Genomic DNA, 10511 nt, shown 5'->3' on the forward strand with positions numbered 1-10511 from the left:
TGGTTTGCGATAAGTGATCCAGCTCTATAGTATGCTCGTTGATATAAAAACCATTACACATCTAAATAATGACGATCAAAGTAGAAGTTAAGAATTTATATAAAGTATTTGGCGATCAGCCCAAAAAAGCACTCCAGCTACTTCAGTCCGGTCAAGATAAAGACGAAATCTTTAACAAAACCGGAATGACGATCGGCGTCAAAGACGCCAATTTGCAGATTGAAGAAGGCGAGATATTCGTGGTGATGGGTCTTTCCGGTTCAGGAAAGTCCACCTTGGTTCGGCTGCTAAATCGTTTGATTGAACCCACTCAGGGTGAGGTTCTCATTGATGGTGAAGACATCACTAAGATGGACACCCACGGTCTTCGAGAAGTTCGGCGTAAGAAAATAAGCATGGTGTTCCAATCTTTTGCTTTGATGCCGCACCTCAATGTGCTTGAAAACGCAGCGTTTGGCCTGGAGTTAAGTGGGGTCGATGTTAGCGAGAGGCAAGAAGCAGCGTTAGCAGCCCTTGCACAAGTTGGTTTGGAAGCTTATCCCGATAGTTATCCTGATGAGCTTTCAGGTGGTATGCAGCAGCGTGTGGGGCTTGCTCGTGCGTTGGCGAATGATCCCGATATTATGCTAATGGATGAGGCTTTCTCCGCGCTTGATCCGTTAATTCGAACGGAAATGCAAGATGAGCTGGTTCAGCTTCAGGCCAAGCATCAGCGAACCATTATTTTCATCTCTCATGATTTAGACGAAGCGATGCGCATTGGCGATAGGATTGCCATCATGCAGGGTGGTGAGGTTGTGCAGGTGGGCGCACCGGACGATATTCTGCATAACCCTGCCAATGATTATGTGCGTTCCTTCTTCCGAGGCGTTGATGTGAGTAACGTCTTTACTGCAGGTGATATTGCGCAGAAGAAACAGGTGACTCTGATCAAGAAACAGGCTGATGGTGGCCTTCGGTCAGGGCTTAAGCAGCTTCAAGATAATGATCGAGAGTACGGTTACGTCGTTGATAAAGCGGGCTCCTTCATGGGTGCTGTTTCTGCTGATTCGCTAAATAGCGTGATCAAGGAGGAGAAGACGCTTGAGCAAGCCTACCTTGATATTCAACCCTTGCCTTCAGACATGGCTATTAAAGAAACTCTGGGAGCGGTTGCGCAGGGGCCATGCCCAATTCCGGTAGTAGATGAAGCAAACAAGTATTTGGGTGTTATAAGCCGCACCATATTGCTTGAGACTCTGGATCGGGAGGAAGACGTATGAGTCAGGACGCGAGTAATCCATGGGCAGTGACCGAAGTACAAGAGTCGATAGAAGAGGTAAACTCAGATGCCAACCCCTGGGGGGCAGCGAGTGAGACAACCACTAGCCAGACTCTATCAGCTGGTGCTCCAGAGCCAGATGCGCCTTTTTCGATTATAGATCCGTTTGCCAATGAGCTCATTCCGCTTGAGAGCTGGGTCGAGACTGGAATCGGTTGGGTGGTTGGCAATTTCCGACCATTTTTCTCTGCGATTAAAGCCCCAATCGATGCAACGCTAAGTTCAATTGAAGCTCTACTGCAAAGTATTAATCCAATTTTCATGATTTTATTTATGGGGTTATTAGCTTGGCAGGCTGCCGGTAAACGGCTTGGTGTTGCAACCATGGTGAGCCTTTTTGTCGTTGGTGCAATAGGCGCGTGGGAAGAGTCGATGACAACCCTCGCTCTAGTACTTACCTCCGTATTTTTTTGTATGGTTGTGGGGATTCCGTCAGGGATTTGGATGGCGCGCAGCGACAAAGCGCAGCAAGTGATTCGGCCAATATTGGATGCGATGCAAACGACGCCGGCGTTTGTTTATCTGGTTCCTATCGTAATGCTTTTTGGTATCGGTAACGTGCCAGGAGTGGTGGTAACCATTATCTTCGCCGTACCGCCTGTTATTCGTTTAACTAATCTAGGTATTCGTCAAGTCCCAGAAGACTTGATCGAAGCTGCGCAGTCCTTTGGCGCTAGCAGTAAGCAAATGCTGTTTAAAGTGCAGTTACCGCTTGCTATGCCAACTATTATGGCTGGAGTGAACCAGACTCTAATGCTTAGCCTTTCTATGGTGGTTATCGCGTCAATGATTTCTGTTGGCGGTTTGGGGCTAATGGTACTGCGTGGTATCGGTCGTTTGGATATTGGTTTAGCGACCGTGGGTGGCGTTGGCATTGTGATTCTGGCGATTATTCTCGACAGGTTGACCCAGTCTTTAGGGCAGTCGGCTCGGGATCGAGGAACGCGTCATTGGTATGAAGCCGGCCCTATTGGTTTGCTTCGCAAAATTTCTGGTAAACAACAATAAATGCACATCAAGGAGCATAAAATGAAAGCTATTCGAGCTTTAGCGATTGGGTTAGGCATTGGCATCACCACGATGTCGGCAACGGCATCAGACATGCCTGGTAAAGGTGTTGAGGTTGTACCTATTCAAGGTGCGATCGCGGAAGAGTCTTTTCAGACGATTATTTTGAACGAAGCTTTGGTTCAGTTGGGCTACGATGTTCAAGAAACAAAAGAAGTTGATTACAGCGCGGGCTACACGTCAATAGCGAGTGGCGATGCAACATTCATGGCGGTTAACTGGTATCCACTGCACAATGGTATGTATGACAATGCAGGTGGTGACGATAAGTTCTATCGCAAAGGTCATTACATCAAAGGTGCGGCGCAAGGCTATTTGGTTGATAAGAAAACAGCGGACAAATACGGCATCGACAATATTGGTGACTTTAAAGACCCTGAAATCGCAAAGCTATTTGATACAGATGGTGATGGTAAGGCTGACTTGACTGGCTGTCAGGCTGGATGGGGTTGTGAAGGTGTGATTGAGCATCAACTAGATGCATTTGAATTGCGCGATACCATTACGCACAAACAAGGCCAGTACGCTGCAATCATTTCAGACACCATTGCACGTTACAACGATGGCGAGTCTGTTTTCTATTATACATGGACCCCTTACTGGGTGAGTGGAAAGCTTGTTCCTGGCAAAGATGTTGTTTGGTTGGAAGTTCCGTTTTCGTCCAACCCGAATGGTTCTGACACCAAGCTTCCAAACGGTAAAAACTACGGGTTTGATATCAATAGCGAGCGCATTGTAGCGAACAAAAAATTTGCAGAAGAAAATCCGGCTGCCGCTAAACTTTTCGAGTTGGCATCACTTTCGGTTAACGATGTGAGTGCAGAGAACATGTTAATCGCAAACGGAGAAGACTCTCAAAAGCAGATTCGTCAGCATGCGCTTAATTGGATTAAAGCAAACCAAGCGACCTTTGATGGATGGTTGGAAGCGGCTCGAAACGCTGCGAAGTAAACTCGCTTAATTTCAAAGCGTTGTTGTCAAAAGCCGGGTTGATCCCCGGCTTTTTTATGTCTGTTTTTTATTTTTTAGTGTAGCTATAACCTTGGTTCATCAATGATGAGTTACCACTTTTTTGTTCTCTTACTTAGTGCATAGCCATTTATACATTATCAATGCATCTACATATCCTAGGGCCGGATGACGAAAGGCATTTGGTAAACGACCTACCGTTTCGAAGCCCAATTTGTTCCATAATCTTACTGCGCCAGCGTTACTAGATGCGACAAAGTTAAACTGCATGGCTTGGTATCCCAGTTCCAAAGCAATTTTTTGTGAATGCTCACACATCAGTGTTGCGAGTCCCTTTCCCCGAGCAAGAGAAGAAACCATATAGCCGCAGTTACACACATGACTACCCGGGCCCGCTTGGTTTGTTTTGATATAGTATGAACCAAATACCTTGCCGTCTTCTTCAATAACATAGGTTTTAAGAGGCGTTTCTAACCAAATTTTCTTAGCTTGCTCTTTGGTGGTGCTGGTGTCATACGCGTAGGTTTCTCCTGCCGAGACGATCTCGCTAAATATCGGCCAAATCGCTTCCCAGTCATTTTTAGTCGCTTCTGTAATATGCATGGTCGCGTCCTCTTGGAACAACCCGTTGAAGACGGGTGCGGCGGTGTTCGATTGTTGAAAATGACGTGATGCTGCACTTAATAAGAAAAACAGCGACGATCAAGGACAACTCAGTGACGCCTGATTTATGTGTCTAGTCAGGTCGCGCTAGCGTCAAAATATCACCCAGTTCGGCGTATTCATTTGCGCCAAGGCGTGCCAGTGGATTGAGCTTTTTGGCATCAACGCGCGTTCGTCCTTTGTCATCTTGCGTGCAGATCTCATCGTCAATAAAAGCATGGCTGATTTGGAGCAGAATCAGAGCCTGAGGTGCCGGCCCCCACTCAACGACCTTGGCAACTTTGCATCCAAAGGCAATGGGGCAATCGGCAAGTCTTGGCAGTGCGAAGCCTTCAAAATCGCAATGATCCATTTGGGAGTGCTTTAACTCCGAATCGCCGTACTCAAGTGTTTTTGATGAGTCGGATACCGCCTGCATGTGCGTAACCTGTGGTATATGCACAACGCAGAGTTCGCCTTCGGCAAGATTGACTCGCGTGTCCTTCTCTTCCCCCGTCGGTTTCTTACCGATAGAGACCACTAACGTTGGGGGTGCGCTGGCCATCGCATTGAAGAAGGAAAACGGCGCCAGATTAAAGGGTTCTCCGGCACCTGCTTTATTTTCAGTGAGTATCCAAGCGATAGGTCTAGGGACGATTGTTTGTGTGAGTAAATGGTAAATCTCAGAGCTTTCTTTGCTCGATAAGTCGATTTGCATCTTTGCTTCTCTGTAAGATGGTCCAATGTCTGGTTACGAGTATGCCATTAAAGGCGAGGTGACGGGTATTGTGGCCGGATATAACCAACTGTCACGGTGTGTCGCTATGCTCTGTATGGACAGAGCGTGGCAGGCTATTCTGATGGTGCGATCGTCCAAATGTGGTTTCTTTGCTCTATCAATCTAATTCAAAAATAAGGTTTCTTGATGCAAGCAATGCTCTATTCAAATTTCACTTTTCCCTGTGGACTAACCGTTAAAAACCGGATTGCGAAAGCCGCGATGGAAGAAAATATGGCCGATGCGGATGGCTTGCCAAGCGATCTCTTGCTTGGGCTTTATAAACAGTGGGCGAGCGGAGGCGCTGGTTTGCTGATTACGGGGAATGTGATGGTCGATGGGTTGGCCATGACAGGTCCCGGAGGTGTCGTTCTTGACAGTGTCAGCGCCCTTGATCGTTTCAAACAATGGGCGGAGTGTGGTCAGCAGAACGACACCAAGCTGTGGATGCAAATTAACCATCCGGGGCGACAGGTGTTTGCTGCGCTAAAGGGCAAAGCCGTTGGCCCATCGGATATCGCAGTTGATATTGGTAAGCGTTCCAACATGCTCGCGCAGCCAAAAGCGCTTACAGCGTCTGACATTCAAGAGATCATAGCGCGCTTTGCGACAACTGCGCGACGCGCTCAAGAGGCGGGTTTTGCCGGCGTACAGATTCACGCCGCGCATGGCTATTTGCTGTCACAGTTTTTGTCTCCCATCAGTAACAAGCGCGAAGACGAGTGGGGCGGTACGATTGAAAATCGCTCTCGCATGTTGATCGAAGTCGTTAGAGCCGTTCGCTCAGCGGTGAGCGATACGTTTGCTGTCTCTGTAAAGCTGAACTCGGCTGATTTTCAGCGAGGAGGCTTTAGCGAGGATGATGCGCGGTATGTTATTGAACAGCTGAATAACGAAGCTGTAGATCTGGTAGAGCTTTCTGGCGGGAGTTATGAGAGTCCTGCGATGCAAGGGCGGACGGCAGACGGGAGAACCTTGGCCAGAGAAGCGTATTTTCTGGAATTCGCACGTGAGCTTGGCAAGGTCGCGACAATGCCCTTGATGACGACCGGTGGCATTCGTCGCAAAGAAGTCGCCGAAAGTGTGCTTGCAGCAGGTGTCGATATTGTCGGTATGGCAACGGCGTTGGCTTTGAACCCCAACTTACCTTCGCTTTGGCAAACCCAGCCGCATGCAACGGTCAGCATTCCAGAGCCGCAGTTTAGCGATAAAGCCATTGCGTCACTTGCGACCATGGCGATGGTGCGCAGACAGTTGCGCCGCCTTGGTAAGGGAAAATCTCCTAAGCCGTCGCCATCACCCATGTATTCGCTGATCAGTGATCGGCTACGGTTTTCTCGAATGACCAAGCGCTACAACAAACGGGTGGATGCTTTATTACAGCGTCGTGCACCACAATAGTTATACCGAAGAGCCTCTATGGTGCGTAGGGGTAATTTGGGTCTTCCAAATAATGGCCATAAAATAATCAGCTTTATCTCTAGCTCTTTGTAATAGAAACATTTTTTTTCTTCTGGCTAGAATTAAGCACTTCCCCTCGTGCAATTATTAAAAAATATATGAGGGCAAGAAGTATGGCGTATTTAGAACCGAGCGAATTCGCAGCCAAGATGGTGGATGCGGGTGAGCAAAAAGTATTCATGTCAACCAAAGACACATTAGTGCGCGCATTTATGGCTGGGGCGATTCTTGGCCTGGCCGCGTTTTTTGCGATTACGGTAATTGTGAAGACGGGTAGTTTGCTCGTTGGCTCATTGTTATTTCCAGTTGGCTTCATGATGTTGTACTTGATGAAGTTCGATCTGCTCACCGGTGTGTTTACCTTGGTGCCCTTGGCGGTACTTGATAAGCGGACAGGCGTGACACCCGGAGAGATGTTACGTAACTGGGGCTTGGTGTTTGTTGGTAACTTTGCGGGTGCCTTGATGACGGCATTCTTCGCCTCATTTATTCTTACGTATGGCTATAACACTGACGGCGGAGCACTTGCTGCGAAAGTAAGTACGATTGGTGAGTCTCGAACGCTTGGTTATCAAGAGCATGGCGCTTCTGGTTGGTTTACGATTTTTATCCGTGGCATGTTGTGTAACTGGATGGTGAGCATGGGTGTTGTTGGAGCGATGATTTCAACGAGCGCTACAGGCAAAATGGCTGCGATGTGGATGCCGGTAATGCTGTTCTTCTTTATGGGTTTTGAGCACTCAATTGTGAATATGTTCCTATTCCCATTCTCTATGATCATGGGTGGTGAGTTCACTGTCGTTGATTACTTTGTTTGGAATGAAATTCCAACAGCACTCGGTAACTTAGTTGGTGGTTTTCTATTAGTTGGTCTTCCAATTTACTGGACGCATGTTCGCACGAACCCTGAACGTAAGCGCGCTGAGATTGGCGAGAGCACTTTGGCTTCTTAAGTTTTACATCACCTGATTTTTAGCAATTAGAAAAGGAATCCCCGCTCGTCTTTTAAAAGTGAAGAGCGGGGATTTTCGTATATGAGTAAGCAACTGTCTGTATCGATCGGCCAATATTCGACGAAGGGTCAAAAACCTGTAAATCAGGATTTTCATGGTGCGGTTGTTCCTGATGAACCGCAGCGCACCAGTAAGGGGCTTGCTGTCGCGCTGGCTGATGGCATTAGTACCAGTAAAGTGAGTCAGTGTGCCTCCGAGACGGTTGTTACCAGTTTTTTATCTGACTACTTTTGCACGCCGGAATCATGGAGTGTAAAAACGTCTGCGTATCGCGTGATCAAATCGGCCAACTCCTGGTTGCATGCTCAAACACAAAACAGCCCGTATCGCTGGGATAAAGAAAAGGGGTATGTATGCACGCTTGCTGCGCTTATTCTGAAATCCAACACGGCGCATTTTTTTCATTGCGGGGATTCAAGAATCTATCGTGTTGAGGGAGACAACCTTGAACAGCTAACCGAAGATCATCGTCATGTACTGGACTCGCAATCGAGTTATCTATCGCGCGCTATTGGCATTCATAACCACGTTGACGTGGATTATCAAAGCCAACCTCTCAATGTGGGTGACACCTTCATACTCGCGACAGATGGCGTCTATGAGTTTTTGAATCCGAAAGTCTTGGCGAAAGCCGTGAGTGCTATCGATACCGCTGATACTGGGCGTTTTGATGCGTTGGCCAAAGAGCTAGTGGAACAAGCGCTGTCTGCGGGTAGCGACGACAACCTGACGCTCCAGATTGTTCGAGTAGAGTCTCTTCCCGATAAGCACGTCAATGAGCTCCAGATACAGGCGGGTAATCTGCCTCCGGCGCCGATGCTTGCGCCAAGAATGGAGTTTGATGGATATACTATTCTCCGTGAGTTGTATATCGGTAGCCGCAGTCATGTGTTTTTAGCCGAGGACCTGAGTACTCAGCAACGGGTCGTGATCAAGACGCCCTCGCTTGAGCTAAGAACCAATACTGACGTGCTTGAAAGTTTCTTGATGGAAGATTGGATCGCACGACGTATTGATAATGCGCATGTGCTGAAAGCGCATCGCGCTAACCGTGAACAGAAGTACCTCTACAGCGTCACGGAATATATCGAAGGGCAGACCCTAACTCAGTGGATGCGAGACAACCCAAGGCCGTCGATTGATGTCGTACGGGATATCATTGGACAGGTGGCAAGAGGCCTTCAGGCCTTTCATCGGCAAGAAATGGTTCATCAAGATTTACGGCCTAACAACATCATGATAGATGCACAGGGGGTCGTGAAGATAATCGACTTTGGCTCGACGTATGTTGCAGGCATTGCCGAGACCAATAATCGCGATATGCGGATTCTTGGAACAGCCCAGTTCACCGCGCCGGAATATTATCTTGGGGAGCAGGGAGGTGCTCGTTCCGATATTTTTTCACTTGCGTTGATTGCTTATAAAATGCTGTCGGGCGATTTACCCTATGGCATCGCAGTGTCTAAAACGCGCAGTAAACGTGATCAATTTAAGTTGCGCTACAAATCGCTAAACTTGGATGAAAATAGAGTACCCGACTGGGTCGATTATGCGATTGGCAAAGCTGCTCATATTGATCCTAACAAACGCTACCAGGAGGTCGCTGAGTTTGTTTATGAACTAGGCAAGCCGAGCGTCGATTACTTGGCTAAAACAAAACCCCCGTTGATAGAGCGAGACCCGCTCAAGTTCTGGCAGGGTCTCAGCCTTATTCTATTTTGTGTCGTCATCTATCAGAGTTTGAATTAGCCTTGGCGCGATGTGCGTGACTTAATTGTGAATGCAGAGCTTAAACGGCACCACATCAATGGAGCTATCGCGCGTTAGAAATTTGGTTTTTTTCTTGTAGTTCAGCGCGTAGAAGTCGTCTTCGTTACTCCACGAACTACTCTCACGGTTGATGGTATAAAACGCGTTTTCTGCATCAAATGCTTCAAGATACCAAGTCTCGCGCCACTCACCTTCTTCGGTCAACCATACCTTGTAATCGCAGTTTTTATCAAATAGCTCTTGGTCATCGCTGATGTCGACCCAACCTCGTTTTTTATGTGGATCTGCTAAAGCCGGACTTGCGCTCAATGCCAATAATGACGTGGCGCATAAGGCGCTTAGTAGAACTCGTGACATGTCTTTCTCCATCTATGTTGGTGCTGTGATTATCATTAATCAAGTGGGAACAAGCGTAGTTGATGCTGCCGAAAAGTCGACAGGCAAAGTCGCTTTTAGCTGTCTGATACGCCATTGACTGAGTGTGGGATAAAAGAAACATGGCGACTTTCAGGAAAAATGACGTTTCCTTTCTATAATTGTCATCGTGCAAGTGCGTATGCGCGATAAATCGCAGCGGTAACGAAGAGAGTTATTGTCAGAGAGTGATCGGGACAGGTCGCTCGATGGCATCCCTGAACTCTGCTAATAAAGGTAATGTTATGAGTAAGAAGTGTCTAGCACTGTTGGGTTGTTTATGTTTTTTTCTGGGGTATCAGAATGCTATCGCTGGCGTATCGCAAGCTGAGGCCAACAAACTAGGAAAGTCGCTTACACCCTTTGGTTCGATCAAAGCATCAAACAAGTATCAAACGATCCCTGAATGGACGGGTGGCATTACCAAGGCACCTGAGGGTTTTCAGGGGAATGGTTTTCCCCATGTTGATCCCTTTGCGTCCGACGAGGTCAAATTCTCGATAGAAACGAGCAATCTTGAAACGTATGCCGGCAAGCTTACGCCCGGCCAGAGCGCTATGTTTAATACCTATCCTGATACCTTTCGAATGGATGTTTATCCTTCTCATCGATCCCATTCTATGCCGGACTGGGTCCTCGAGAATACGAAGAAAAACGCGGTGACTGCGTCATTAACGGACGGCGGGCTTGGCTTCAAAAATGCGTACGGTGGCATCCCGTTTCCAATTCTGCACGGGAATAGTTCTGAAAAAGCGCTTCAAGCAATTTGGAATCACATGACACGCTGGCGCGGTATATATGTGGTTAAAAACGCAGCCGAGGTGTCGGTGCATCGAACGGGTGCATTTGAGCCTATCACTAAGCAGTACGAGATTTTGTTTAACTTCCATCGCCCCGATGGCAGTTTCGATGAGTTAGAGAATATTCTTTTTTACTTCCTGTCGTTTAATAAGGCCCCAGCACGACTTGCCGGTGGTGCGTTGCTCGTCCATGAGACGCTGAACCAAGTCAAAGAAGAGCGCCAGGTATGGGATTACAACAAAGGACAGCGCAGAGTAAGGCGTGCCCCTAATCT

The 10511-nt window shown here is 47.7% G+C and carries 10 protein-coding genes; 7 read left to right on the forward strand and 3 right to left on the reverse strand.

The features are described from left to right. The first annotated feature begins 68 nt into the window (after positions 1-68). From proV to proX, 3 genes are read left to right on the forward strand one after another with little or no spacing between them, the layout of a single operon-like run. The gene (proV, locus tag A3750_RS05265; RefSeq protein WP_068458780.1) at positions 69-1262 is read left to right on the forward strand and encodes a glycine betaine/L-proline ABC transporter ATP-binding protein ProV; all 1194 of its coding nucleotides are present in this window, start codon (positions 69-71) and stop codon (positions 1260-1262) included. Next, the gene (proW, locus tag A3750_RS05270; protein ID WP_068464938.1) at positions 1259-2329 is read left to right on the forward strand and encodes a glycine betaine/L-proline ABC transporter permease ProW; all 1071 of its coding nucleotides are present in this window, start codon (positions 1259-1261) and stop codon (positions 2327-2329) included. Before proV ends, proW begins: the two co-directional genes overlap by 4 nt. Before the next feature lie 21 nt (positions 2330-2350). Further along, the gene (gene proX / locus A3750_RS05275) at positions 2351-3340 is read left to right on the forward strand and encodes a glycine betaine/L-proline ABC transporter substrate-binding protein ProX (RefSeq protein WP_156492550.1); all 990 of its coding nucleotides are present in this window, start codon (positions 2351-2353) and stop codon (positions 3338-3340) included. A 129-nt stretch (positions 3341-3469) separates the two neighbouring features. Here proX and A3750_RS05280 read toward each other — a convergent pair whose 3' ends face one another. Together A3750_RS05280 and A3750_RS05285 are read right to left on the reverse strand one after the other, a co-directional pair. Next, the gene (locus A3750_RS05280) at positions 3470-3961 is read right to left on the reverse strand and encodes a GNAT family N-acetyltransferase (RefSeq protein WP_068457956.1); all 492 of its coding nucleotides are present in this window, start codon (positions 3959-3961) and stop codon (positions 3470-3472) included. A gap of 133 nt (positions 3962-4094) precedes the next feature. After that, positions 4095-4718, reverse strand: a complete 624-nt coding sequence (locus tag A3750_RS05285; protein WP_068457958.1) for a flavin reductase family protein — start codon at positions 4716-4718, stop codon at positions 4095-4097. Positions 4719-4925: 207 nt separating this feature from the next. On the opposite strand from A3750_RS05285, the gene A3750_RS05290 reads away from it, so the two are divergent. The 3 genes from A3750_RS05290 (at position 4926) to A3750_RS05300 (ending at position 9001) form a co-directional block, all read left to right on the forward strand. Then, on the forward strand, positions 4926-6179 hold the full coding sequence (locus tag A3750_RS05290; protein WP_068457960.1) for an NADH:flavin oxidoreductase/NADH oxidase family protein: 1254 nt from the start codon (positions 4926-4928) through the stop codon (positions 6177-6179). A 173-nt stretch (positions 6180-6352) separates the two neighbouring features. After that, a complete protein-coding gene (locus A3750_RS05295) occupies positions 6353-7192 on the forward strand; it encodes a formate/nitrite transporter family protein (RefSeq protein WP_068457962.1) in 840 nt (279 codons plus the stop codon). Between the two features lie 81 nt (positions 7193-7273). Continuing rightward, positions 7274-9001: a bifunctional protein-serine/threonine kinase/phosphatase gene (locus A3750_RS05300; RefSeq protein ID WP_068457964.1), complete on the forward strand. Its 1728-nt coding sequence runs from the start codon at positions 7274-7276 to the stop codon at positions 8999-9001. 21 nt (positions 9002-9022) lie between these two features. On the opposite strand, the gene A3750_RS05305 is transcribed toward A3750_RS05300, so the two are convergent. Then, positions 9023-9379 carry a hypothetical protein gene (locus A3750_RS05305; protein ID WP_068457966.1) on the reverse strand — a complete coding sequence of 119 codons (357 nt, stop codon included), beginning with the start codon at positions 9377-9379 and terminating at the stop codon, positions 9023-9025. Between the two features lie 302 nt (positions 9380-9681). On the opposite strand from A3750_RS05305, the gene A3750_RS05310 reads away from it, so the two are divergent. Further along, positions 9682-10511 (forward strand): DUF1329 domain-containing protein (locus tag A3750_RS05310; protein ID WP_156498429.1); only part of this gene is annotated, 830 nt, incomplete at its 3' end.

The sequence above is a fragment of the Oleiphilus sp. HI0079 genome (assembly GCF_001635105.1).

What these genes read in the sequence shown, in the direction of transcription:
- proX (WP_156492550.1), top strand. Translation starts at nt 2,351, where the DNA reads ATGAAAGCTATTCGAGCTTTAGCGATTGGGTTAGGCATTGGCATCACC.
- A3750_RS05305 (WP_068457966.1), bottom strand. Translation starts at nt 9,379, where the DNA reads ATGTCACGAGTTCTACTAAGCGCCTTATGCGCCACGTCATTATTGGCA.
- proW (WP_068464938.1), top strand. Translation starts at nt 1,259, where the DNA reads ATGAGTCAGGACGCGAGTAATCCATGGGCAGTGACCGAAGTACAAGAG.
- proV (WP_068458780.1), top strand. Translation starts at nt 69, where the DNA reads ATGACGATCAAAGTAGAAGTTAAGAATTTATATAAAGTATTTGGCGAT.
- A3750_RS05290 (WP_068457960.1), top strand. Translation starts at nt 4,926, where the DNA reads ATGCAAGCAATGCTCTATTCAAATTTCACTTTTCCCTGTGGACTAACC.
- A3750_RS05285 (WP_068457958.1), bottom strand. Translation starts at nt 4,718, where the DNA reads ATGCAAATCGACTTATCGAGCAAAGAAAGCTCTGAGATTTACCATTTA.
- A3750_RS05295 (WP_068457962.1), top strand. Translation starts at nt 6,353, where the DNA reads ATGGCGTATTTAGAACCGAGCGAATTCGCAGCCAAGATGGTGGATGCG.
- A3750_RS05280 (WP_068457956.1), bottom strand. Translation starts at nt 3,961, where the DNA reads ATGCATATTACAGAAGCGACTAAAAATGACTGGGAAGCGATTTGGCCG.
- A3750_RS05300 (WP_068457964.1), top strand. Translation starts at nt 7,274, where the DNA reads ATGAGTAAGCAACTGTCTGTATCGATCGGCCAATATTCGACGAAGGGT.